Origin of the sequence: Salinispora oceanensis (assembly GCF_000383575.1) — a bacterium.
GTDB lineage: Bacteria > Actinomycetota > Actinomycetes > Mycobacteriales > Micromonosporaceae > Micromonospora > Micromonospora oceanensis.
Genome location: NZ_KB911579.1, coordinates 3,924,588 through 3,948,535, shown reverse-complemented (window position 1 = coordinate 3,948,535; position 23,948 = coordinate 3,924,588). Strand labels below are relative to the sequence as shown.

Sequence of the window (23,948 nt, the reverse complement as noted above, 5' to 3'; positions counted from 1 at the left end):
ACAAGGCACTTAGATTACGCGACCCTGCCAGTCGACCAGGCCTCTGGGCGAACCTGCTCAGGCGCCCTCGATCACGATCGAATGGTGAATTGGGCAGGACTTTGTCCCAGCCCTTGACCGGGACCGGTAGAAATCGTCGACGATCAAATTAGTAGCCGCGGAGTGCGGTCGGCGGACGCGTAGGGAGGGTGGATGGTGGACCTCGGTGACGAACTGACTCGGTCGGCAACTGCTGGGCCAACGACCCTGTCGTGGCTTTCTCACAGCGTGGTGGTGGTTGGTGAGTTGGCGGATGAGGCGATGGCGGTGGCTCGGTCGCTGCCGGTAGCGGCGGGTGAGGTGACGGTATTGGGGCGAGCCGGCGGCCTGGCTGACTGGTTGGTGGTGGTGGCGGAAGCGTTGTCGACGGTTGTGCCGTCGGTGGGGTTGGTACGGCTTGCAGTGTCGGGGGCTGGTGTTGAGGACGGGTCGGGTCTCATACCGGCGACGGTGTTGGCGCAGCGGTTGCGGGTAGAGGTTGTCGCGCCAGTGGGGCGGGTGGTGGCGGTCCGTGGTGGCACGTTGTTCGCTGAAGCGGGTTGGCGGCGTTTCGGGGTGCGGGCGACGGCAGATGGCGGTGGCCTGGATGTGGCGGCGGGTCGTCGGTTTCCGACACCTGGTTGGGAGGCCGGGCTGGATGCGGTAGCTGATGCGGGGCCGTCAGCTGGCTTGGTTCGGGCGGTGATCCCGGCTGGCGTGTGGGTGTATCCCGCTCTGCCTGATCAGGCCGCTCCGGATTGTAATGATCTTGCGTTCACTATTCCTGTGGATGTCGACCGTCCCATGTTGCTGGTGGGGCGGCCTCGGGTCCCTGCACCAGATCCGGAGGCGGTGGTGGCGGTGGCGGACAGGCTGCCACGTGCGGTACGGAGGAATCTGGTCATCGTGCCCTACGGGCCGGGATCCACGGTGTGCTCGCAGATCTCCGACCGGCTGAGCCACCGGTGGGCACGCACCGTCGCCACTGCGACGGGACTGCCGGCTCCGACCACGGGCAGGCCCGGTGGACCCCGGAGCAGGGATCATGACAGCGCGGCGACGAAAGGGCCGCGACTTAGGCGGGCGAACTCGCTGGACGTTGCAACCTCCGCCCGTCGTGGTGGGCGAATGCCGCTGGGAACGACTCTGGCCGTCGCCGCACTCGCGGCCAGCGGCGGCATTGCCTTCGCGCTGAACGGCGACATGGGCGCGGGTGGCGATACCTCTTGGGCAACGATTTCCACCGCTGCTGCGGTGGTGTCACAGGAGCCGGCGGTCACCCTCGGGAGCCGGCCACCCGTCGCCGGGACCCCGACGGCACAGGGCGCGCCAGCCCAAAGCGCGACCGCGACCGCGTCCAGGGATCCCAGCCAAACACCGAGGCCCACCGCGTCAACACCAACACCTGCAGCGACGAACCTCCCGACGGCGATGCCGGACATTACAGGTCAACCGAGTCCCACCATCACAGGTCAGCCGAGTCCCACCACTACAGGTCAGCCGAATCCCACCGGACGTAATCTCGCGCTCAGTGGTTCGGTGACCGCTTCCAGCACGGAGGGGAGCCACTGGGCGGCCCAGGCGGCGATCGATGGTGATCGGACGACCCGCTGGTCCAGTGCCTCGGGCAGCGACCCCCAATGGATAGCAGTCGATCTTGGGTCTGTCTGGACTCTCACCGAGGTTCAGCTGGTCTGGGAGACGGCCTATGCGACCAGCTATCGGGTCGAGACCTCAACTGATGGGACATATTGGACACTCCTTCACCATGCCACCAACGGGACCGGTGGAACCGTACGGATCAGTGCGGCCACCGCACTCGCTCGCCACGTTCGGGTCGTGGGTGTCCAACGTGCTACCAGCTACGGATACTCCCTGTGGGAGATTGAGGTGCGGTGAACCGGACCTCCGAACCGTTGATCTGGCCGTTGCTGAAGATGGGCCGCGCCACACCGTCCGCCGTCAGCAACTGCCGCCGCTGTCCCCGCCGGAGGAACCTCCACCGCTGTCCCCGCCGGAGAACCATCCGCCCCCACTCGAACCGCTGTCGCAGGAAGCGCCACCGTCGCCGCCTGCCGTGGCGCTGGGCACCGACGACGCGTACGCCGACGAGCCGCGCCGGCCCGTCGAAGTACGCCGACGCACGAGGAAGGTGAGGACGACCGCGGCGGCGAACAGCCCGAAGAAAATCTCCATGTCGACGACGGTACGAAAGCCCATCAACCTGCTGTGCTGCAGGCGCAGTCCCCGCGCGACCGCCAGGGCCTGCCTGAGGGACGGTGACGAGCATCAATCGTATCTCGATGGTGACGAGTACGAGCGCTGGCGGCGGCGCTGGCGGCGGTCTTTCTTGGTCACCGACAGCCGATCGCCCAGCGCGACTCGCCAACTGGAACCGAACTTCGCCAACTGCTCGCCTGCCACCCCGGTGATTCGTCAGCCAGAGCCGTAAGGCGCAAGTGTCGCGTCCGTTCCAAGGTTACGGATGATCAGGGCGCTGATCAGCGGATCGCAAGGTAGGTCCGGACGGTGCGAAGTGCGATCTTCCGGACCTACCTTGCGGCTTCCTTGCTCAGCTGGCTCAGCGCCGATGGCCCCCACCCGGTTGGGTCGTCGCCGGGCGGCACCACCGCCAGGGCCTGCCAGAGCAGAACGATATTCAACCAGTCGACCTCGGCTGGGGTCAGCGGTCGCTCGGACTGGTAGCCGGCGAGGAACCCGGTGCGAGCTTCGGCTGAGACCGGCCCCCAGCTGTGGTAGCGGGTGCCGAGCAGGACCGCCGTGCGGGCCAGTTCGACGATTCGGTGATCATGCTGGGCCTCCTCGAAGTCGAGGATCGCGGCGACCTCGCCACGAGCCCACAAGATGTTGGCGGACCGGATATCGAAATGGAGGAGCTGGCGGGGAAGTCGGTCGGGCGGCGCGCTGGCAACCAGCCCACGCAGCGTGTCACGAGCAGCCATCGGCAGATGGTCGGCGCGGGAGTCGAGCCAGTCGGTGACCCGGACCGTCAACGGCTTGGACGAGACAGCGGGGGCGAGAAACTGATCGGCGTTCGGGTATACGGCCAGCGCGTCCTGCAATCGGGCGAGTGTGACTCCGGCCGCCCGCACCTGGTGGAGATCGGCGGTGTCGAGGAGGTCGCCCACGATCTCGCGTTGCAAGCCCATCGAGACACGGTCGACCTCGACCTGAAGGCAGCCGTCTCGTGCGGGGACCGGCACTGAGACCGGCAGCCCTCGGCCATGGAGCCAGTTCGTGAGGCGCGCCGTCTCCATCAGATGCGGAAAACGGTCGGGGGCTACCGACCATTTCGCGAGCAGGCGGCCAGACGGCGTGCCGACCCAAGCTAGCGCGTTGCCGCCGCTCATGACGATCCGCTCGCAGGAGTCGATGCGAACACCCCAGTGCTTGTCCAGCATCGCGGCAATCCAGCGGCTGGCCGACTCTGGATCGCTGAGGCCGAACCGTTCGTCGAGAGCGCGGCGAGGGTCGTACCGCTCCCACAGCATCTCCAACATCGGCGCCTGCGATTCGATCATGCGCCGCATCCAAGCACAGGACCGGCGGATGTCGCTCGCCCCACGCCAGTTCCGCGAAGCCGGCGTCGAGGTAGTCGACCGCACCACAGTAAGTCTCATGTAGTCGGTACTCGCTCTCCACTGAGGCCGCTTGTTCTCGGCGACCAACTCGGCGCGTTCGGCTGACTCGCAACCAGCTCCGGACGACTCGCCAGATCACGCACAGGCTTTCCGGACACTCGCAAGGTTCGCGCGGACCGGACATCATGTGTCACGTCCAGTTCCAGACCGTGGTTGATCAAAGCGCTGACCAGCGACCCGCGAAGTAGGTCTGGACGGTGTCGGGCGAGAGTGTCCGGGGCTACTTTGTGGTTTGGTGCTCAGCGATCTTTGTGGGGTTCCGTCTGGGTCGGACATTCTGCTGGTGAGGAGGTAATGACGCAGCTTGACGGGCCTGCCGTCGGGGGTGCGGACGCAACACCATGTGTCCGGTCCACGTAAACCTGGCCAGCCGCCAAGGTGGTGGCCAGCGCCAGGACAGGTTGGCGTGGACAGGCGGACTGTGATCGTCCGGTGCTAGCTGGCCGATTGCTGGACCCCGCGATGCCGATCCAGCCGGATTTTGTGACTCGTTGTCTGCGGGTGGTGAGTACCCTGCCGGGCATGACTACAGATGACGACATGGCGGAGCGGGTTCCGCAGTCGCGGTTCCCACCGGGGCGGGTGACCGGTCGGGGGCGCGGCTGGTACCGAGGTGACTGCCATGTGCATTCGGCGCGCTCGAATGGTGGAGAGCTGACGCCGGAGCAACTCGCGGCCGGTGCCCGTAAGGCCAGACTGGACTTCATCGCCATCACCGAGCACAACACGTCCGACACGCATGGCGTCTGGGGTCCACTCGCCGGTGACGATCTGCTGGTGATGCTCGGCCAGGAGGTCACCACCTGGACCGGGCACTGGCTGGCGCTTGGCATCGACCCGGGACAGGTGGTCGACTGGCGGTACGGCATTCGCGACGATGCGATCGACCGACATGTGGACCAGGTGCATCAAGCCGGTGGGCTGTGCGTAGCGGCCCACCCGCACGCGCCGTATCCCTCTGGCGTTTTCATGTACCCGTTCCACGGGTTTGACGTGGTAGAGGTGTGGAACGGGCTGTGGAGTTCGGACCTGCCCTGGAACGCTAACAATGAGGCGGCACTGGCCGAATGGGGTCGCAGCCTGGCTGACGACATCCGAGGTGGGCGATGGCGGCCAGCGTTGGGCAACAGCGACGCGCATCTGGAGGGCCAGATCGGTGTACCGCACACAGTCGTGTTGGCCGAGGAGCTGAGCACTGAGGCGGTCCTCGCCGGCATCCGGGCCGGCCGGAGCTGGATCGCCGAATCAGCCGCCATTGAGCTGTCGCTCACCGCCGCTGCTGGTGATCGTAGCGCCGGGATCGGTCAGCGGCTGAAGACCTGCGACGAGCCGGTTGTAGTACGGGTGGACGTAAGCGGCGTGCCATCCGGCATCGTCAGCTTCCACACCGATCGAGGCACGGTGCACCGCGAATCCTTGCCGAGCGACGGATCCGGTGCCGTGGAATGGCGCACCAGCGAGGCAGAATCGGCGTTCGTCCGCGTCGAGCTACGCCACCTCGGAGGGCACATGGCGGCGCTCACCAACCCCGTCATTTTGGCCGGTCTCTGAGGCGCTGCGTTCTCCGACAGTCCAACGGAGCGCCCGGCCGGTTCGCCAGCGACCGGCGCGTGGTCGCCGAGCCGAACGAATGCCGACCAACCGACAGCGCAGCGATCAGCTCGTAGAAGGCGCTGCGACCGGGAACCGGCACCGCGCCCTCACCGTGTTCGGCGGTCAGTGCGGCGACGACCCGGCGCATCAACCGCTCTCGGGTGCCGGTCGAGGCATGCGTCTGCGCGTCCAGCTCCGCGCGGATCGCCGCAACCAGGCGCGGGTCCGCCCGCCCGGCGATGTCGTTGGTCTTGGTGGCCCGCTGGTCGACCAGTCCCCACAGCCCTTGCGCGGGCCTCCGCTCCCTCGGCGCCGACGAAGCCGACCTCAAACTCAGCCGTCAGCGGACCACCCAGGCCCTGCACCGCGCGCAGCACCCCAGCACCGTACCGGCTGGCCACCTTCAGCCGGACGTGGCCACGTCGTTGGCCATGCTCAAGCGGACTGGCCAACTTCGAGCGGACCGGACACATGTGTCCGGTCCAACTCAAGACTGCGGACCACAGGGGCGCTGAGCAGCAGCACGCAACTTGTGTCTGGACATGCCCGGCGTCTTCTGTCCAGACATAAGTTGCGGATTTCGGCAAGGAGGCGCTTGATCGGCTGCTCTGTTGAAGTCGGTGCCGGACGGTCTGCCCGGTAATCCGGCTGCGCTTGAGGGGGCTGGAAGGCAGCCTGATGGGATGTCGGATCTTGTTTGGGACGAGGTCAAGAACTTCTTCGATCCCCAACTGATGGGTGCGCTGCCGGACCTGTCCGTGCCGGGCGCCTCCGTGGCGGACTGGCAGATCTTGTTCGACCTGGTCCGGTCGACCGGATGGCGATGGGAGTACTTGGAAGGCGGCGTTCCGGGGCCGCTGCCGTCAGCGGCCGAGGTGCTGTCACGGCCGGCTGACGCGGAGACCGTTGATCTCCGTGTCTGGCCCATCCCTTCCGTTCTGGTGATCTTCTGGCCAATGTCCTCCGAGGAGATCGACTTCGATGTTGACCTCCGCGAGCTTCAAGGCCAGCAGGGCGTGGACGTGCTGTGCGAGGTCATGTGCGCCATCGGTCGTGCGCTCGGCAAGGCGGTATTCCTGGACGCTGAGGGTGACCGAAACCATCCGGTGCTCGGCTTCAAACCGGATCTCGACCGGGTGGTTCTGCTAGCGGACCCCAAGCGGATCTGACGGAGGCGGGTGGGAGGCGACCCACTGCGCCTGGGTTGGCAGGTTCCCCTCCAGCAGCCGGTGCGAGATAGCCGACTTCGCTTCTGCGTCCAGGGTTTCCGGCAACTGCTCGAACGACGGTGGCCAGACATCCAGCAGGGAAAAGACTTCTTGATCACCATGAAGTTTCAAGAGCAGGGCGCAACGCCAGTGAGGCGTGAACTCAGGCCGCCGTCCGGCCTTGTGAACGACCACCGGGTGCAGATAGTGGATCGCTGACGGTGCCGCGTTCGTGGCCAACCATCCGGCTTCGTGGTGACGGTTGAAACCGCGTGCCCGCGCCTCGTCGTCCAGGCGTAGTAGCTCGGTGGTTTCGATCGCCTTGACGGTGCGCGGAACGGTTGAGGACATCCGACGAGTCTTCCATGGGCCAGCAAAAGCTGATCAAGCTGTCCGGCGGAGCTCGTGATCGGTCCAGGCGTCGTGATCGCGTGCTTGGATGATCAGGTGAATGAGTGGCATGGGTCTGTGCCGGCCTGACGAGCAGGCGTGGATCTCGATGGAGTTCAGTTGGCGCTGGAGGAGCTGGACTCGTTGCTGAGCGCAGTGGCGGCGATCGGCGCGTCGATGCTGATCAAGGTTGACGGAGAGCGGACCGACGGCGTCAACCCGACGATATTCACTGTGGTGATCTCGGGCGTTGGTGACGAGGCCGGACCGATTCGGCTCGATGGTGCTGACCTTGGTCGAGCTATTCAGCGGGCGGTTGAGGCGTTCGATACCCGTCAGTGAGGTCGATGCCAGGGCAGCCCGTAATGGGCGACGCCTGAGCGGGCTGCGCCTCGGATGCCGAAACGACCCCCGCAGCCTGTCTCTGGACACCGCAACGACCTCCGCAAAGTAGGTCTGGACTCCGCAACGTTTGCTTGGACACCATGTGTCGGGTCCGCCGGAAGATTGCGGGTGACCGAGGCGCTGACCAGCAACTCGCAAGGTAGGTCCAGACGACATCGTGCCGAAGCGTCCGGGCCCATCTTGCGAAAATCTGACCTGAGGCGACCATGCACCGCGAAGGTAGGTCCCCTGACTCGGCCTTCTCGCCGTTCAGAGGACGTGCTCGCGCCAGTCCCGGCCTGGTGCGCTGAAGAGGAAGCCGTTCTCGTCGAGCGCGTTGTAGATCGTCAGGTGTCCTGCTGGGAAAGCGAAACCGAGGGCGACGCTGCCGTCGGCCATGGTGCCGCCGGCCCATTCGAGAAGGCTGGCGTGGCGCAGCTCTTGTCCGCGGAGTTCTTCGAGCTGCGCGATCGGTTCCGGCCGCCAGGCAAGTTGGAAGTCGTCGGAGGTCGGCCAGGTGAGGGGCTGATGCGGGCCGATGTTGTTGAAGGTGATCGACAGGTCGTCGGTCTTCTGATGGTTAATCTCGACCTGCTCACTTCCAAAGTCAAGCAGGACAGGGCAGTCGGCGAACCATTCGTCGGCGCCGAGGTCCCAGACCAGCCAGACGTGGCGCAAGGTTCGGCCGGCAAGACCAGCAAGGCGACGACCGTGGGCGGCACTGACCGTCTTCAGGCCATGCAGCCAGTACGGTCGGTAGCCGGCGATGCCGAAGTCAAACACATGATCATTCTGCCATCGCGACCCGCCGGGTGCCGCCTGGCGCCAGGCGAGTCAGTAGTCCGGCGCGGGACGTAGCCAGTTCGGCATCGCGTCGCCTTCCTCCACTACGGCAAGCTCGTCGAGCATCTCGGTGAGCCTGCTGGGCGTGATGTCAGTCTCACCGCCGACATAAAGACCATCCTCGGGCCGGGTGGATCGGAACGCCGAGACATCGACGTGCGGCCCGTAAAAGAGAACCAGCTCGGCTTGGAGGACATGCCCCACGACACGAAGTAGCCAGGTCGGATCCATGCCTGGAGCGTCCAGCGGCCCGAGAAGTTCAAGCTGAAAGAGCGTCTGGGCCTCGCTCCATGCGCCAAGGGCTGCGCCGAGTTCGAGGTCTCTGCTCTCGAAGGGCTCTTGGGCTGGCTGATCACGAAGCGGCATGCCGACGAAGGTAGCGATCCGGTCGTCCGGCGCCGATGCTCGGTCAGCAGTCGGCGCCGGATCCGAACAAGTAGCGCAACACCTCGCGGACACTCGCGCTGCGCGGTCGCACCCGCGGAATCACGCCGAGACCTGTTTCAGCAGGCCATGCAGCCGCTCAGCGACCCCGTCAAGACGCTCGACCGCCTCCCGCAGCGACCCCTCGGAGCCGCCTGCGATCGGCCGCGCCGCGCTGACCAGAGCAGCGCGAGCGGCGAACACCTCCCGCTGCACCCGTGCCAACTCGGCCCGCGTTGCTCCGACGGCGCTGCCCTCGGCATCCGCCCGCGCCGCCGCGACCGCTACCTCCCCCGCGTACCCGGTCGGAGTCAAACCCGCCCGGCGAGCCGCCGCAGAGACTTCACGCATCTCCTCGTCCGCCAGCCGGACGTTAAGGCAGTTCAGCCTCCCGGACGCCATCCGCGCCCGGTTCCGGGCCACCGGCACCACCGTCCTGGAGCCCATCGAAGTATCGACGCTCACACCACGGCATCCTGCTCTCCATCGACGCCGTTTCCCGGCGACCAAACTCGGCGCGTACGGGTGACTCGCAACTGTTCCGAACGGCTCGCAAGATCACTCGCAGACTTTCCCGGACACTCGCAGGGTTCACGCGGACACGACAACCATGCTGTCGCGTCCAGTTCCAGGCTGTGGATGATCAAAGCGCCGACCAGCGACCCGCAAAGTAGGTCTGGACGGTGTCGGGCGAGAGTGTCCGGGGCTACTTTGTGGTTTTGGTGCTCGGCAATCTTTGTGGGGCTCCGTCTGTGTCGGACATTCTGCTGGTGAGGATGTAGTGGCGCAGCTTGACGGGCTTGCCGTCGGGGGTGGTCCAGTCGGCGTCCGTGGTGTGGGTGTGCCGCCAGCCGGTGGCTTCGTAGAAGGCGACAGCCGCCGAGCGGTGTTCGTCCGTGACGTTCAGGGTGAGGTCGTATCCATGCTCGGCGGCCCAGGTCCGGACGTGGTCGATGAGTGCGCTGGCGAGCGAACGGCGGCGGGCGGCCGGGGCGACGAAGAGCCGGGAAAGTTCGACGTGGCGGGCAGGCGTTTCGCTGTGTGGGCGTTGGACCGCGACGTGACCGTTGACGCGGCCCTGAGCCTCTTCGGCGATCCATGCTTGGAGCAGCCGTGGTGGGTTGAGCCAGTTGCGCGGGTCTGTTGGCCAGTTCAGGGGGTATGCATCGGTTTCGTGTACCGCTTGAAGAACTTGGACGCACTGGTCCAAATCGGTGACTCGCCGGATCCTGATGGTTGGCCGTGACATCGGGGCATATTCGCTGCCGCGGGGCGGATGTCCGCCGCATGTGTCGTGATCGGAAAGGGGTTGGCCGGTCATGCCGGTTGCGATGCGTGAAGGAGGATTTCGACGGCATCCACAACAGTCGCGATGGTGTTGTCGGGTGCTGGTTGGTCCTGCGGCCACAACGTCGACTCGCGTTGCAGCCAGATGGTGCCCAATCCGGCGCGGCGTCCGCCGGCGACGTCGAGGATCGGGTCGTCGCCGATCATCCATCCGCCGCGTGTTATGGATGTGCCGCAGCGCTGCGCGATGATGCTGAAGATCGCCGGTTCGGGTTTGCGGATGCCTACTTCGTCGGAGATGCACCAGCCGTCGACCAGCGTGTGGAGGCCAGCGCGGTGGATCTTGCCGTGTTGGTTGTCGGTCATGCCGTTGGTGACGATCCCGATCCGCCAGCCGGCCGCCCGCAGCAGGCGTAGCGCTTCAAGATCTTGCGGCCGGCAGGTGACCAGTTCGGGCATGCGCTGGCGGTATTGCTGCCAGAGCTCGTCGGCGGTTTGATCGAGGCGAAAAGCCTCGCGGACGGCGTGGAAAAAGGGGCCTTTCGTGCCGGAGGTTCGGGCATCGGTCTCCAGGAGCCAGGTCAACGCGGCGGCGTCGAGGCAGTGGGTGGTGACGAACTCCTGAGCCCATGCGCGGAAGGCCGCGCTGCGGTTGACGAGCGTGTTGTCCAGATCGAAGAGCGCCAGCCGCTGCATGTCGCGATCGTATGCGGCGGTTGGACGCCGCGGTGAGCGCCCCAGTGCGATGAGGAAGACCTTGCGTTCGTGTCCAAGCAGCGGTCGTCCTCCGCGTGGTTCTGGTGGCGAGTCGCGGGTCGGCCAGGGTGCGGGGTTGACAGCGGTATCGAGGTAGTCGGACTGCACTGCGGTTGGTCTCTTGTAGTCGGCGATGACGGGCGCGGTGGTGTCACCGCCGTTGGTGGCCGGGGTGTCGGGGTCGGGGAAGGTGGTTGCTTCGGCGCTGGCTGCGACGGTGCCGATGAACAGTTCCATGCGGCGTGACCAGTCGCGGGCGAGGACGGGCCCGACGTGGCGGTGGTAGAGGATGCCGCGTCCGCCGCGGCGGTTGCGGGCGAACCAGCGGGCGCTGCGTCGGTGCCGGTCGATGCTGTGCTGGTTGGCCTTGGGGATGGTGTGGCCGCCGAAGCCGCGTTGGGTGCGGTAGGTGGTTCGGGGCAGGCTGGGTGGTCGCCAGCAGTCGTCGTCGATCCAGTGGGCGATCGGGTCCTTGGCGACTTTTGGCCGGTAGTCGGGTTGGCCGAGTCGGCGGCCGATCTCGGCGGCGAAGCGGTGTTGCCCGAGCGGGTCGCTCGCGGCGAGGCGGCGCCAGTGCAGAGAGCCGACGAGCGCGGCGATCTTGACGGCTTCGGGGTAGGTCGCGGCGAACAGTCGGGAGGTGCTGAAGGTGGTGTCCTCGGTGCCGTGCGGGATGAGCTCGGCGGCGCGTTCGTCCCAGTCGAGGCGGGCGTCGTCGGGGTGGTGGGCGTCTTGGTCCCAGCGGTGGCCGCAGATGAGGAAGCTGGTGAGGACGGCGTCGTAGGTGGCGGCCGGTCCGAGGCGGCGCAGGAGTCGCAGGTGCACGCGTTGCGCGGCGACGACCTCGGGAAGTTCGTCGAGGGCGGGATAGGGCTGGTCGATGATGTCCGGCGGGCCGATCCAGATGCGGTGCCGGGTGCAGACGTAGCGGTGGTGTGGGAACAGTTGCCGGACTGGGCCGCCGGGGTGCCGGGCGGTGCAGCGGGGGCATCCGGCTTGAGGTTCGTGGCGGAAGGCTTGCCAGTCGGGTTCGGGTTGGCGGATCTCGATGACGGCGCGGGCCAGGCGAGTTTCGGGGATGCCGGTGACGGCGGCGAGCCGGTCAGCGGCGATGAACCGCGCGGCGCCGCTTGCGGCGCGGGGCCGGCTGACCTGTTGCCAGAGTTCGGGAAACGGGATGCCGTGCAGGTGGGCGAGCCTGGTGACGTAGGAGGCGGCCGTTTCGTGGTGGGCGGGCGCGACCGCGATGGGCAGGCGTGAGGTCATCAGGCGCTCGCGGCGGCGGTCTCGGCGGACCTGCGGGTGCGTGGGCGTGGCGGGGATGTTCGGGTGGCTTTCTCGGCGGCGAAGTCGACCGGGACGAGGTCGAGCAGGTCGCGGGTGATCTGTTCGCTGCCGTCCTCGACGGCCAGGATCGCGGCGCCGCGGATGAGTTGGGAGAGGCTGCCGATCATCCCGGAGGTGCGGCGGTAGAGGTATTCATCGAGGCCGACGAGTGTTCCGGGGGTGTGGTGGTGCAGCCGCAGCATGGCTTCGAGAGTGGCGATCAGTGACCGCCAGGCGGTGCGCTGCTCGGTGGCGCCGTAGGCGAACGGGGCGGACGCGATGAGAGTGAACCGGCCGGCGATCTGACGTCCGCGGACGCCGGCGAACAGTCCTTCGGCTTCGACGTCGATGCCGGCGTAGACGAACGTGGCCGGCAGCCTTTCGGCGAAGTACTTGAGCTGGTCAGACACCTCCGCGCCGGCGCGGGTAGCCAGGTTGAGGTTGTGGATCTCGTCGACCAGGACCAGTTCGATGCCGGTGTTGGCGGCGGTGGCGCAGACCGCGTTGACGATGTCGGGCATGTTGGCCCGGGCGGAGAACTCGAGGCCGTAGAAGCGAGCGAACTCGACGGCGAGCATTTTGGCGGTGGCGGCCGGCGGGACGGTGACGTAGGCGACCGGGAGTCGGTGCCGGCTGTCGGGGTGCCGGCGGCGTACGGCGCGTTCGTGGGTGCGGCCGAGTTGGGTGAGCGCGGTGGTCTTGCCGGTGCCGGAGGCGCCGGACAGGATCAGGCCGCGCCGGGCGGAGACTTGCCGCCGGTTGAGCTGGACCAGCAGACGGCCGGTGCTGAGCATCTGCCGGATGGTCGGAGTGTTCACCAGCGGCAGTTCGGCGTGGTATTCGCGGCGGGCTTCGTCGTGCACGGCCCGCTGCGACCGGGTCAGCGCGAGGAGTTGCTCGGCGCTGAGCGCGGCCGGCGGTTCGGGCTGGTAGTCCACGAAGCGGCGCCAGCCTTCCTTGGTGGTCGGCGGTTCCTCCGGCGTGATCGCATCGTCGTCGGCGGCGTTCATATCCACCTTTCCGCTTCGGCGTCGGCATCGAAGATCCCGAACGGGATGACCTCGGCATCCGGCGCGGTGACCTCGTCGACGGCGGGAGGCGGGACAGGCGCAGGCAGCGCAGGGCGGTGGGTGGCTTGTCCGGCGCGGGTGCGGGCAGTAACACGAGCACCGGCCCTGTCGGGTCCGTGCTCGGCGCGGGTGAGCAGGTCGTCGAGAACCCGGGCGATCTCGGCCTCGGTGGCTCCCCGTCCGGCCAGGCGACGGGCATGCCGCCAGGTGAAGTCGGCGAACGGCACGGACACCATCGGCAGGTGCGTCCAGGGGACAGTGATCCAGCCGTCCGGGGTGCGCAGGTGGACCTGGGAGACGTCGTAGGGGTCGTAGTGCACCTCCCACCGGTCCCGCTGGGCAACCATTCCGGACCGCTGGTGCCGGTAGGGGCCGAGAGCGGCGATGTTGTAGGTGCGGTTGTCGATCTGGATGCCCTCGTCGGTGATCCGCCGCCATTTGACCGGCAGCAACTCCAGGTAGTTCTCGCCGGTCAGGGTCAGCGGGAGGTAACCGGCGACGGCGACCAGCACGGTGTACTTCTCGTTCGGGGTGAGCACCCGCCGAGGCTGATGCGGGTCACGCAGCGCCTCGTGGGGACGGTGCTGCCAGCCGACGATGAGCCATTCGTCGAGCAGATCCTGCAACTCGCCGATGGTCCACTCCCCGGTGACGTCACGGCCGCGCATCATCGGGTTGCCGCCGGTGTAGCCGGCGACGTGCTGCGCGAACAGGGTCTTGACAGCGGCGTTCGTGGCCTCGACCACGCCCTTGTCGGTCGGGGTGCCCTTGCGGGCAGGTTGGACGGAGATGCCGAGCCGGTCGCAGGCCCGCTCGAAGGTCTCCGAGACGAACACCCGGCCGTGGTCGATGACGATCTGGTCCGGAACGATGACCGGCCTGGCCGCCGCCTCCCGCATGCGGGTGTCGATGTCGACCAGCCGGGCATGCGGCATCCGCGACGCCGACAGTCGCAGCGCGTTTGCCCAGCCGGGCCGCATCGGCTCCGGGACCAGCATCTTGGCCAGCAGCAGCGCCGCGTCGATGGCCTTGGTGCCGACCGGGCGCAACACCGCGGCGCAGATCGTGCGGGTGGCGACGTCAACGGCGATGGTCAGGTCGGCCCGGACCGGCAGGCCGTCGTCGAGAACCACCATGACGTCGATCGGGGTGGAGTCGATCTGCACCTGCTCACCGGGGCGGGAGGCGAACGTCGGAGTGAACAAGCCGGTGGGCCGGTTGGCCATCTGCCGGCGGGTGACCGCTGAGCCAAAGGTGTGCTTGCCGGCGGCGAGCCGGTCGACCAGCTCGTAGAAGGCACTGCGACCGGGCAGCGGCACCACCCCAGGCCCGTGGATCTCCTCGACCCGCTTGACCACCTGGCGGATCAGACGGGATCGGGTGCCGGTCGAGGCGTCGGCCTGCGCCGCGATGACCTCCCGGACAACTTCGACCAGCCGCGCGTCGGCCCGGCCGGTGACCTCCCAGGTCCGCACCGCCCGCTGGTCGACCAGCCCCCACAGCCCTTGGGCGGCGTAGCGCAACCGCCGGTTTTCGACCGTGCGCCAGCTGACGCCCAGCTCCGCGCCCTTGGCCCGCTGCCGTTCGGCCAGGCTGTGCTTCGCCGGGTCGTACTCGGCTCTCGGCGTCGCATCGACCAGCGCGTGCGGCGGTAGCCCGGTCTCGACCTCCACGATGTGGCGCTCCCACTGCTTGGCCGCGGCGAGCACGTCCTCGGGCAACGCGTCGAGCAGCCCGACTGGCTCCACCTGCGGTGCCGGGAGCCCGTCGACGACCGCGAAGTCGGGCGACGTCATCAGGTGCCCGGCCAGCACCACCTGGTCGGCGCCGCCGGCCTCCGAGCGCAGCCGCACCGACGCTCCGGCCAGTCCCACCACCTGGTGCTCACCGCCGTCGAAGTGCACCCAGTCACCCGGGCGCAGCACCGGCCGCGGCGTCACCCGGCCACCGCCGCAGTGACGACGGCGTCCGGATGCAGCGGCGTGGACAGGTCTGTGTGCAGCTCATAGCGCCAGAGCAGGTGGAACAGCACCGGCAGCACCGCGATCGGATCACCGGCCGCCTCGGCGCCGGCCAGCAACGCACCAGGCTCGGCGAACACCTGCCGCAGCGCGGCCGCCACCGCCGGCAGGTCGTGACGCGGATGCCGGTAGCCGGCCAGCCAGCGCACGTTGCGGACGAGGATCGCATCCGGGGCGCCGACCACCCGGTAGTCCCAGCCGAGTTGCTCGCAGGCCGTCCGAGTCCGGACGAACTTCACGGCGTCCTTCGGTTTGATCCGCTCGACCGGGCGGCAGTCGACCACGCGGGCACCGCCGTCGGCCAGCCGCGCGAAGTAGTCCGGGGCGTGCGAGCGGACCGTGCCCTGCTCGTTGGCCCAGAACAGCCAGAACGGCTGGGAGGCCACGGCGACCACGGCCGGGTCGAAGTCCAGCAGCATCAGGTGATCGCGTTCCAGCCACGACTCGTAGCCGACGTGATGGCCCATCGTCGCCGTCCACCACCGGCCAGGGAAGTGCTTCTGCCCCTTGTACTGGGGAAACCGCCGAGCCGGGCGGCACCGCTCGAACCGTACCGACCAGGCGTCGGCCAACTGGATACGGTGGTCGACGCCGTCGAGGCCGACGTAGCCAACCTCGAACCCGCCCAGCGGAACACCCCTCACACCACCCGGCACCGGCCGTAGCGTCGCCTCAGCCATGCCCGCCCCCAGCCGCTGCCGGCGTCCGGATACCCGGACGCAGCCCGAGGCGTTCCTCGAATTCCCGGGCCACGCTCTGGCAACGGCGGTAATCGTTGCGCGGCCAGACGGTGCGCCCGTCCTGGCGTACCAGCGTGGCGACCAGGTGAACGTGGTCGTCGCCGTGACGCACCGCCACCCACCGCACCGCAGCCAGATCCCCGGCCGGGGCCGACCCAACCCCGTCGAGAAACGCCGCAGCGACTTGCGCCCACTGCCCGTCGGACAGCACCGGATCCTCCGGGTGGTTGTGCACCGAGCAGTGCCACACCGGCTTGCCCGGCGGGTTGACCCCGGCGGCCACCGGCTGTTCCAGCAGCCCGGCCAGCCGGCCCACCGCGCCGGGGGACGACGCCGACGGCAAACCGGCGACCCCGCCAACCGCAGCCGCCGCCCACGCAGCAACCAAACGTTGATCCCGGTGCTCGCCGTACTCACCCGGCCCCAGCAAGTACCGCAGCACCTCACGCACGTCCGCGCTACGCGGCCGGACCCGCGGGATCACGCCTCGACCCGCCGCAGCAGGCCATGCAGCCGATCGGCCACCGCATCCAGCCGAGCCACTGCCGCAGCACAGGCCGCGACGTCATACCCGGCCGGCCGACCCTGCGCGGCGCCGAGCGCATCGGCAGCGCAGACCAGCGCCGTGCGGGCGGCGAACAGATCCCGCTGCACCCGCGCCAGCTCAGCCCGACTCGCAGCGGTACCCGCCGTTTCGACGCCGGCGCGGGCAGCCGCGACCGTGACCTCTCCGGTATACCCAGTCGGCGTAAGCCCCGCCCGCGCCGCAGCCGCCGCCACGTCACGCAACTCCTCAGCCGTCAGCCGAACGTTCACGCTGTACGACCGTCCAGCCGGCGCCCGTACCCGGTTACGAGCTGGCACCGCTACCGGCCCACCCGGAACATCGACAGTCACGACGAGGAATTCTGCACCATCGTCGATGCCTGCTCTTGTTCGCCCCACAAGGTAAGCCCGGACTCCGCAAGATCATCCACAAGGTAGGTCCGGACTCCACAAAGTTCGAGCGGACGCGACACATGCGTGGGTGAATTGTCCTGGTCGAGATCAGCTCGGTCGATTAGAATGTATGTACTAATCGCGCTGTTGAGCTGGGAGGATGCCCGTGACCGCGCCCACCCCCGCCACTCCCCTCGCCCCCTACACCACGCTCCTTGGCTTCACCCGTTACGTCGACCGCACCGGTCCGACCAAGGCCACCTTCGTCGGTGGCCTGCGCCGGCAGCGGGCCAGCCGCTCCGGCTTCAACCCACATGGCCAGTTCGTCAAGGCCCTCAAGGCCGACATCGCCTTCCACACCAGTGGCACCCACCTCGATCGGGTGGTCACCGCCGTCAAACCCCGGTGGCGTCCGCTCTACCAGGCGTTGGTGCCAGGGGCGATGGCCTGGCTGCGGTCCCTCGGCGCGCCCCGGTCGGTCGACCTGGCCCAGACCCGCGACGCACTCGCCCTACTGGGCGACCTACCCGTAAAGATCAATCCACACTTCGGAATCCGGTACGCGGACGGGCACGCCGAGGCCGTTCGCCTGCACTTCGACGAGGCTCCGCCGAGCGACGAGGCAGCCCTGGCCATGCTGCACCTGATGGGCCGGCAGATGGAGGTGATTCTGCCGCACGCCACACCCGTCCTGGTCGATGTCCGGCGGGGGCGGGCGCACCGTACGCCAACGTCGGCGAAGCCGGCGGAGGTCGAGCGCTGGCTGGCCGGCGAGGCCGTTGCCTTCCAAGCACTGTGGAGCACGGCGGCCTGACCACGCGGACGGGTGGGGCCGGCGGTGGCAGCGGGCCGCTAACCCGCGACGCCGCCGGCCCGACCGGCCTCCTTCGCCGGGTGCAGTAACCCGGGGACGAGCGCGTCAACGGCGCGCCCCAGCAGACGCCGGCTGTCCGGAGCCGTCTCCAGGCCGGAGACCAGGGCGACACAGATCTCGGCGGCCGCGTCCGCGTCCGCCGCACCCGCCTCGGTGAAGAGATCCGCCAGCAGCTTCCGCAGCTCCACGGTGAACTCGGTGCAGATCTCACCGAAGAGCCGGGCCTTGCTGTCCATGAGCTCGGCGGTGTGCGGCGAGTCCCCGATCAGGTGCAGGGACAGGTCGAGCTTGGCGGCCAGGACGCCCCGAATGCGCTGGGCATAGGGGGCGTCCTGGCTGGCGGCCTGCCGGGCGCGGGCCAGCGCCTGGGTGTGCAGGCGTCCGGCGAGTTGCCGGAACGCGTCGTCCTTGCCACGAACGTACTGGTAGACGGCGGACCGAGAGACCCCCATCGCGGCGGCGATGTCATCCATCGTCGTCCGCCGTACGCCATACCTGGTCAAGCAGGTGTAGGTGGCGTCGAGGACGTCGGAAAGCCGACTATTGTCCATGTTAGCTCAGTTTACCCAGCAGCTCCGTGGCGACCTGCGCGGAGGACGCCGGGTTCTGCCCGGTGACCAAGTTGCCGTCAACGACCACGTTCGGTGCCCACGGCTCACCTTCCTGGACCTGCACGCCGATGTCGACCAGGCGGTCCTGAAGCAGCCACTTGGCCTTGTCGGCCAAGCCGGCCTGGGCCTCCTCCGCGTTGGTGAAGGCAGCCGCCCGGCGTCCGGTGAAGGGGTTGCTGCCGTCGGCATCCACCGCGGCGAGCATCGCGGCTGGCCCGTGGCAGACGATGCCGACCGGCTTCTGCTCCCGCATGGCGGCCACCAGCAACTGGCCGGAGTCCTGGTCGACCGCCAGGTCCTCCATCGGCCCGTGACCACCCGGGTAGAAGACAGCCTGATAGTCGTCGAGGTCGACCTCCGACAGGGTGAGCGGCTTGCGTAGATCTTCGATGCTCTCCACGGCCTTGGTCATCCGGGCGGCCCCCTCGGGACCGCCGGTGGCCTCCGGCTGCAGGCTGCTCCGGTCCACCCGCGGCACCACTCCCCCCGGGGTGGCGATGCTGACCTCGTGGCCGGCGCTGGTCAACATCTCGTGGGGCACCACGAGCTCCTCGGCCCAGAGACCGGTGGGGTGCTTGGTGCCGTCGGCGAGCTCCCAGTGGTGAGCGCCGGTTACCACGAACAGGATCTTTGACATTGATCAAACCCTCCGTAGCTGGCGGGCCAAAGCAGTCCGCCTCGAGACCCACCATACAGACTGACGTTCTGCATGCAAAATGACAGTTCGATTTCTCGTGCCAGCTCCGCGGCGATGCCGGGGCCCCAGCGGAGGTAACTCCGGGCGGACAATCACCCGGCTGCCTATCCTTGGCGACGACATGCCGAACGAAGTCGCCTCCACCCCGCCCGACGTCACCCGCGAGCTGCACCGCCGGCTACGCCCGCTGATGCTCCGTGACCAGCACCGTCTCCGACGGCGGCTGGACGGCGCACAACGAATACCCGACCCCCAACGCCGGGAAACAGCCCTTGCCGAAATCACGACGGATGTAATCCGGGCCGAGACCCGGCTGGCGGGCCGGCAAGCCGCCGTACCCAGAATCACCTACCCGGCGATGTTGCCGGTCAGCGAGCGCCGGGACGAGATCGCCGCGGCGATCCGCGACCACCAGGTCGTGATCGTCGCCGGCGAGACCGGCTCCGGCAAGACCACCCAGCTACCCAAGATCTGCCTCGAGCTGGGCCGCGGCGTCCACGGGCTGATCGGGCACACCCAGCCCCGTCGGCTCGCCGCCCGCACGGTCGCCGACCGCATCGCCGAAGAGCTCGGCACCGAACTGGGCGAGGCGGTCGGTTACCAGGTGCGCTTCGCCGACCAGGTCAGCGACCGCAGCCTGGTCAAGTTGATGACGGACGGCATTCTGCTCGCCGAGCTACAGCACGACCGGATGCTTCGCCAGTACGACACGATCATCGTTGACGAGGCGCACGAGCGCAGCCTCAACATCGACTTCATCCTCGGTTACCTACGGCAGCTCCTCCCCCGCCGCCGGGACCTCAAGGTGATCATCACCTCAGCCACCATCGAGACCGACCGGTTCGCACGGCACTTCGCCGACGCCGACGGCAACCCGGCACCGGTCGTCGAGGTGTCGGGGCGGACCTACCCGGTCGAGGTGCGGTACCGACCGCTGGTCGAGGTGAGCGAGGACGAGGACGACACCGACGAGGAACAGGTTCGCGACCAGGTCCAGGCGATCGGGGACGCGGTGCAGGAACTCGCCGCCGAAGGCCCCGGCGACATCCTGGTCTTCCTCTCCGGCGAGCGGGAGATCCGGGACACCGCCGACGCGCTCGGCAAGCTCGTCACGCACCGGCCAGCGTTACGCAACACCGAGATCCTGCCGCTGTACGCGCGGCTGAGCACCGCCGAGCAGCACCGCGTCTTCGCCCCGCAAACCGGCCGGCGGGTGGTGCTGGCCACCAACGTCGCGGAGACGTCGCTCACCGTGCCCGGCATCCGGTACGTGGTGGACCCCGGCACAGCGCGTATCTCCCGCTACTCGAACCGGCTCAAGGTGCAGCGGCTGCCCATCGAGCCGGTCTCGCAGGCCTCGGCCAACCAGCGCAAGGGCCGGTGCGGGCGTACCTCGGACGGCATCTGCATCCGCCTCTACGACGAGCCGGACTTCCAGTCCCGGCCCGAGTTCACCGACCCGGAGATCCTGCGGACCAACCTCGCCTCGGTCATCCTCCAGATGACCGCGATCGGGCTCGGCGACATCGCCGCGTTCCCCTTCATCGACCCACCGGACCGGCGCACCGTCACCGACGGCGTCAACCTGCTGCACGAGCTGGGCGCGTTGAACCCGGCCGAGACCAACCCGGCGAAACGGCTCACCCCGCTCGGCCGACGGCTCGCTCAGCTGCCGGTCGACCCCCGGCTCGCCCGGATGGTGCTCGAGGGGGAGCGCAACGGCACCGCCACCGAGGTGGTCGTGATCGCGGCGGCGCTGTCGATCCAGGACCCCCGCGAACGGCCGGTGGACAAGCAGGCCCAGGCCGACCAGGCGCACGCCCGCTTCGCCGACCAGGAGTCGGACTTCGTGGCGTACCTCAACCTGTGGCGCTACCTGCGCGAGCAACAGCGGGCCCGGTCGTCCAGTGGATTCCGGCGGATGTGCCGGTCGGAGTACCTGAACTACCTGCGGGTGCGGGAGTGGCAGGACATCGTCAGCCAGCTCCGGCAGGCGCTGCGGACTCCGGAGCAGAGCCGGCGACGCGGTGGGCCGGCCGACGGCGGCGGCGGGCGACGCGGCGGCGGGGCGGACCTGCCGGAGGAGATCGACACCCCGAAGGTGCACCAGTCGCTGCTCGCCGGCCTCCTCTCCCACGTCGGCCTGAAGGACACCCAGCGGTACGAGTACCTGGGTGCGCGGGGGGCGAAGTTCGCCCTCTTCCCCGGCTCCGCCCTGGCGAAGAAGCCGCCGCGCTGGGTGATGGTCGCCGAGCTGGTGGAGACCAGCCGGCTCTGGGGCCGGGTGAACGGTCGGATCGAACCGGAGTGGGTCGAGCCGCTCGCCCAGCACCTGGTGAAACGCAGCTACAGCGAACCGCACTGGGAGAAGCGGCAGGCGGCGGTCATGGCCGTCGAGAAGGTGACGCTCTACGGCGTTCCGATCGTCACCTCCCGCAAGGTCAACTTTGGCCGGATCGACCCGGTGACCAGCCGCGAGCTGTTCATCCGGCATGCGCTGGTCGAGGGGGACTGGCAGACCCACCACCAGTTCTGGCGGGACAACCAGCGCCTGCTCGACGAGGTGACCGAGCTGGAGAACCGGGTCCGACGGCGGGACATCCTGGTCGACGACGAGACGATCTTCCAGTTCTACGACGAGCGGATCCCGGCCGAGGTGGTCTCCGGTCGGCACTTCGACTCCTGGTGGAAGCGGGAGCGCCGGCAACGACCGGAGCTGCTGACCTTCACCCGGGAGCTGCTGGTCAATGCCGGCCGCGGTGGCGTGGACGAGGACGGTTTCCCCGACGAGTGGCGAACCGACGGGGTGCTCCTGCCACTGACCTACCGTTTCGACCCCGGCACCTCCACCGACGGGGTCACGGTGGACATCCCGCTGCCGCTGCTCAACCAGGTGCCGGCGGAGAGCTTCCAGTGGCAGGTGCCGGGGCTCCGCGAGGAGCTGGTCGTCGCGCTGATCCGCTCGCTGCCCAAGGCGGTCCGGCGCAACTTCGTCCCGGTGCCCGACTACGCCCGGGCCGTGCTCGCCGAGCTTCCGGCCGGCGAGGAGGACCTGCTGGACGCCCTCACCCGACAGTTGCGCCGGATGACCGGGGTCACCGTCCCCCGGGACGCCTGGGATCCGGCGAAGCTTCCGCCGCACCTGCGGGTCACCTTCCGGGTACTCGGCGAGGACGACCGCCCGGTCGCCGAGAGCAAGGACCTGCCGGCGCTGCAACGCCAGCTCACCGCGGAGGTACGTCAGGTGGTGGCCGCCGCCGCGCCGGACGTGGCCCGCACCGGGCTGACCGACTGGGAGATCGGCACCCTGCCCCGCACCGTCGAGCAGGTCCGGGCCGGGTACGCCGTCACCGCCTACCCGGCGCTGGTGGACGAGGGCGCCACGGTCGGGGTACGGGTCTTCGACTCCCCCGCCGAGCAGGAGGCCGCGCACTGGGCGGGAACCCGACGCCTGCTCCGGCTGGCCGCGCCGTCCCCGGCGAAGTTTCTCCAGGGGCGGCTCTCCAACGAGGCGAAATTGGCGCTCAGCCGCAATCCACACGGGGGCGTACCGGCGCTGATCGAGGATGCGGCCGGCGCGGCGCTCGACAAGCTGATCGCCGACGCGGGCGGCCCGGCCTGGGACGCCGACGGTTTCGCCGCGCTACGCGGTACGGTCCGCGCCGGTCTGGTGGAGACCGTCGTTGAGGTGATGGAGCGGGTCCGCGGGGTACTCGCCGCCGGCTACGCGATCGAGCAACGCCTCGGCGCGACCCGAAACCTGGCGGTGGTGGCCGCGCTCGCCGACGTCCGCAGCCAGCTCACCGGCCTGATCCACCCGGGCTTCATCACCGAGGCCGGCTACGCACGGCTACCGGACCTGCGGCGCTACCTGACCGCGATCGAACGCCGGTTGGACCGCCTCCCCGGCAACCCGGCCCGGGACAAGCAGCAGCAGGACCGGATCGCCGTCGTGCAGCGGGAGTACGCGGACCTGCTCGCCGCGCTGCCGCCCGCGAAGCGGCGGACGGCGGCCGCCCGGCAGATTCGGTGGATGATCGAGGAGCTGCGGGTGAACGTCTTCGCCCAGGCGCTGGGGACCCCGTACCCGGTCAGCGAACAGCGCATCTACAAGGCCATGGACGCCGCCGAGGTGGCCTAGCGGGGCTCGAGGCCGGATGGCAGGGCGGCGGCGGCGATCGCGTCGTCAACGTACTCGAGCAGGATGCGACGCAGCTCCCGGCCCGCATGGGTGGGGACGACATCGCGGCGGCGGGCGACCGCGATGGTTCGGCGGACGCCGGGCGCGGCGAGTCGGGTGACGTGGATTCCGGGCCGGCTGGCGACGACGCTGCCGGGCACCAGGGCGACCCCCAGCCCGGCAGCGACGAAGCTGAGCACGGAGTCCATCTCCCCGCCGTCCACCGAGATCCAGGGCTCGAAGCCGGCCTCGCGGCACGCCTGCAGGGTGGCGTCCCGCAGGTCGTACCCCTCCCGAAACATCACCAGCGGGTGGCCGCGCAGGTCGGCGACGCGCATCGGGTACGTCGGCGGGGAGTCCGGCAGGGGCCCGACGCTGGCGACCACCAGGCTCTCGGTGAGGATCGGGTCGGTGCGCAGCCCGGGGTCGGTGCCCTGGGCCGGCGCGATGATCAATGCCAGGTCCAGGTCGCCGCGGAGCAGGTGCCGGACCAGATCCTGGGAGCCGCCCTCCTCCACCCACAGGTCGACGGTCGGGTGAGCGTCGCGGAAGCGGCGCAGCACGGGCGGGGCCAGTGCGGTGGCCAGGCTGGGGGTCGCGCCGAGGCGGACCCGACCCCGCCGCAGGCCGACCAGCTCCTGCACCTCCCGGGTGGCGATCTCCACGTCGGTGAGGATCCGTTTGGCGAACGGCAGCAGCACCTCACCCGCGGCGGTGAGCGCGATCTTTCCCCTTACCCGTTCGAAGAGCGGGGTGCCGAGTTCCGTCTCCAGAGCGTGAATTTGCTTACTCAACGAGGGCTGCGTTATGCCGACATGATCGGCAGCTTGGGTGAAATGTCGTACTTCTGCGACCGCTGCGAAGTAGCGAAGCTGATGGAGTTGCATCTTCATAGCCTATGGCTATGAAGACTGCGGAGTCGATGC

Annotated in this window: 23 protein-coding genes; 6 read left to right on the top strand and 17 right to left on the bottom strand. The window is 68.7% G+C overall.

From position 1 onward, the window contains the following. Positions 1 to 300: 300 nt before the first annotated feature. The gene (locus SALPAC4_RS25455) at positions 301 to 1,917 is read left to right on the top strand and encodes a discoidin domain-containing protein (protein WP_050565034.1); all 1,617 of its coding nucleotides are present in this window, start codon (positions 301 to 303) and stop codon (positions 1,915 to 1,917) included. 63 nt (positions 1,918 to 1,980) lie between these two features. On the opposite strand, the gene SALPAC4_RS0118260 is transcribed toward SALPAC4_RS25455, so the two are convergent. After that, entirely contained in the window at positions 1,981 to 2,214 is a 234-nt protein-coding gene (locus tag SALPAC4_RS0118260) for a hypothetical protein (RefSeq protein ID WP_019871551.1), read from the bottom strand. 356 nt (positions 2,215 to 2,570) lie between these two features. Beyond that, positions 2,571 to 3,560: a phosphotransferase gene (locus SALPAC4_RS0118255; protein ID WP_019871550.1), complete on the bottom strand. Its 990-nt coding sequence runs from the start codon at positions 3,558 to 3,560 to the stop codon at positions 2,571 to 2,573. A 642-nt stretch (positions 3,561 to 4,202) separates the two neighbouring features. On the opposite strand from SALPAC4_RS0118255, the gene SALPAC4_RS0118250 reads away from it, so the two are divergent. Then, a complete protein-coding gene (locus tag SALPAC4_RS0118250) occupies positions 4,203 to 5,231 on the top strand; it encodes a CehA/McbA family metallohydrolase (RefSeq protein ID WP_223874784.1) in 1,029 nt (342 codons plus the stop codon). Here the strand turns inward: SALPAC4_RS0118250 and SALPAC4_RS0118245 are convergent. Further along, the gene (locus SALPAC4_RS0118245) at positions 5,212 to 5,604 is read right to left on the bottom strand and encodes a hypothetical protein (protein WP_019871548.1); all 393 of its coding nucleotides are present in this window, start codon (positions 5,602 to 5,604) and stop codon (positions 5,212 to 5,214) included. The genes SALPAC4_RS0118250 and SALPAC4_RS0118245 overlap by 20 nt on opposite strands. Before the next feature lie 352 nt (positions 5,605 to 5,956). On the opposite strand from SALPAC4_RS0118245, the gene SALPAC4_RS0118240 reads away from it, so the two are divergent. Continuing rightward, the gene (locus tag SALPAC4_RS0118240; RefSeq protein WP_019871547.1) at positions 5,957 to 6,442 is read left to right on the top strand and encodes a hypothetical protein; all 486 of its coding nucleotides are present in this window, start codon (positions 5,957 to 5,959) and stop codon (positions 6,440 to 6,442) included. Here SALPAC4_RS0118240 and SALPAC4_RS0118235 read toward each other — a convergent pair. Next, positions 6,419 to 6,832 carry a hypothetical protein gene (locus SALPAC4_RS0118235; protein ID WP_018253270.1) on the bottom strand — a complete coding sequence of 138 codons (414 nt, stop codon included), beginning with the start codon at positions 6,830 to 6,832 and terminating at the stop codon, positions 6,419 to 6,421. The two genes, SALPAC4_RS0118240 and SALPAC4_RS0118235, sit on opposite strands and share 24 nt — an antisense overlap. Before the next feature lie 138 nt (positions 6,833 to 6,970). On the opposite strand from SALPAC4_RS0118235, the gene SALPAC4_RS0118230 reads away from it, so the two are divergent. Continuing rightward, positions 6,971 to 7,213: a hypothetical protein gene (locus tag SALPAC4_RS0118230; RefSeq protein ID WP_019871546.1), complete on the top strand. Its 243-nt coding sequence runs from the start codon at positions 6,971 to 6,973 to the stop codon at positions 7,211 to 7,213. 312 nt (positions 7,214 to 7,525) lie between these two features. On the opposite strand, the gene SALPAC4_RS0118225 is transcribed toward SALPAC4_RS0118230, so the two are convergent. The 10 genes from SALPAC4_RS0118225 to SALPAC4_RS0118180 form a co-directional block, all read right to left on the bottom strand. After that, positions 7,526 to 8,038 (bottom strand): hypothetical protein, encoded by a 513-nt coding sequence (locus SALPAC4_RS0118225; RefSeq protein ID WP_019871545.1) that lies wholly within the window; start codon positions 8,036 to 8,038, stop codon positions 7,526 to 7,528. Between the two features lie 51 nt (positions 8,039 to 8,089). Continuing rightward, entirely contained in the window at positions 8,090 to 8,464 is a 375-nt protein-coding gene (locus SALPAC4_RS0118220) for a hypothetical protein (protein ID WP_019871544.1), read from the bottom strand. A gap of 120 nt (positions 8,465 to 8,584) precedes the next feature. Then, a complete protein-coding gene (locus tag SALPAC4_RS0118215; RefSeq protein ID WP_223874783.1) occupies positions 8,585 to 8,986 on the bottom strand; it encodes a hypothetical protein in 402 nt (133 codons plus the stop codon). A gap of 241 nt (positions 8,987 to 9,227) precedes the next feature. Next, on the bottom strand, positions 9,228 to 9,770 hold the full coding sequence (locus SALPAC4_RS25450; protein WP_050564991.1) for a GNAT family N-acetyltransferase: 543 nt from the start codon (positions 9,768 to 9,770) through the stop codon (positions 9,228 to 9,230). Between the two features lie 68 nt (positions 9,771 to 9,838). Beyond that, a complete protein-coding gene (locus SALPAC4_RS25750; RefSeq protein WP_019871541.1) occupies positions 9,839 to 11,830 on the bottom strand; it encodes an HAD-IA family hydrolase in 1,992 nt (663 codons plus the stop codon). After that, on the bottom strand, positions 11,830 to 12,900 hold the full coding sequence (locus SALPAC4_RS0118200) for a TniB family NTP-binding protein (RefSeq protein ID WP_019871540.1): 1,071 nt from the start codon (positions 12,898 to 12,900) through the stop codon (positions 11,830 to 11,832). The genes SALPAC4_RS25750 and SALPAC4_RS0118200 overlap by 1 nt, the downstream gene beginning before the upstream one ends. Continuing rightward, positions 12,897 to 14,900 (bottom strand): Mu transposase C-terminal domain-containing protein, encoded by a 2,004-nt coding sequence (locus tag SALPAC4_RS0118195; RefSeq protein WP_019871539.1) that lies wholly within the window; start codon positions 14,898 to 14,900, stop codon positions 12,897 to 12,899. Before SALPAC4_RS0118195 ends, SALPAC4_RS0118200 begins: the two co-directional genes overlap by 4 nt. Further along, positions 14,897 to 15,661: a TnsA-like heteromeric transposase endonuclease subunit gene (locus SALPAC4_RS25745; protein ID WP_019871538.1), complete on the bottom strand. Its 765-nt coding sequence runs from the start codon at positions 15,659 to 15,661 to the stop codon at positions 14,897 to 14,899. Before SALPAC4_RS25745 ends, SALPAC4_RS0118195 begins: the two co-directional genes overlap by 4 nt. Beyond that, positions 15,654 to 16,163: a relaxase/mobilization nuclease domain-containing protein gene (locus tag SALPAC4_RS0118185; RefSeq protein ID WP_223874782.1), complete on the bottom strand. Its 510-nt coding sequence runs from the start codon at positions 16,161 to 16,163 to the stop codon at positions 15,654 to 15,656. Before SALPAC4_RS0118185 ends, SALPAC4_RS25745 begins: the two co-directional genes overlap by 8 nt. Before the next feature lie 38 nt (positions 16,164 to 16,201). Continuing rightward, the gene (locus SALPAC4_RS0118180; protein ID WP_223874781.1) at positions 16,202 to 16,618 is read right to left on the bottom strand and encodes a hypothetical protein; all 417 of its coding nucleotides are present in this window, start codon (positions 16,616 to 16,618) and stop codon (positions 16,202 to 16,204) included. Positions 16,619 to 16,826: 208 nt separating this feature from the next. Between SALPAC4_RS0118180 and SALPAC4_RS0118175 the strand changes: the two genes are divergently transcribed. Then, entirely contained in the window at positions 16,827 to 17,474 is a 648-nt protein-coding gene (locus tag SALPAC4_RS0118175; RefSeq protein ID WP_027644278.1) for a hypothetical protein, read from the top strand. A 38-nt stretch (positions 17,475 to 17,512) separates the two neighbouring features. Here SALPAC4_RS0118175 and SALPAC4_RS0118170 read toward each other — a convergent pair whose 3' ends face one another. Together SALPAC4_RS0118170 and SALPAC4_RS0118165 are read right to left on the bottom strand one after the other, a co-directional pair. Next, the gene (locus SALPAC4_RS0118170; RefSeq protein ID WP_027644277.1) at positions 17,513 to 18,085 is read right to left on the bottom strand and encodes a TetR/AcrR family transcriptional regulator; all 573 of its coding nucleotides are present in this window, start codon (positions 18,083 to 18,085) and stop codon (positions 17,513 to 17,515) included. A 1-nt stretch (position 18,086) separates the two neighbouring features. Beyond that, positions 18,087 to 18,782 carry a type 1 glutamine amidotransferase domain-containing protein gene (locus SALPAC4_RS0118165; RefSeq protein ID WP_019871534.1) on the bottom strand — a complete coding sequence of 232 codons (696 nt, stop codon included), beginning with the start codon at positions 18,780 to 18,782 and terminating at the stop codon, positions 18,087 to 18,089. 181 nt (positions 18,783 to 18,963) lie between these two features. Between SALPAC4_RS0118165 and hrpA the strand changes: the two genes are divergently transcribed. Continuing rightward, positions 18,964 to 22,983: an ATP-dependent RNA helicase HrpA gene (hrpA, locus tag SALPAC4_RS0118160; protein WP_019871533.1), complete on the top strand. Its 4,020-nt coding sequence runs from the start codon at positions 18,964 to 18,966 to the stop codon at positions 22,981 to 22,983. Here hrpA and SALPAC4_RS0118155 read toward each other — a convergent pair. Next, complete coding sequence (locus tag SALPAC4_RS0118155) at positions 22,980 to 23,915, bottom strand: LysR family transcriptional regulator (protein WP_019871532.1); 936 nt, start codon at positions 23,913 to 23,915, stop codon at positions 22,980 to 22,982. The two genes, hrpA and SALPAC4_RS0118155, sit on opposite strands and share 4 nt — an antisense overlap. Positions 23,916 to 23,948 lie beyond the last annotated feature (33 nt).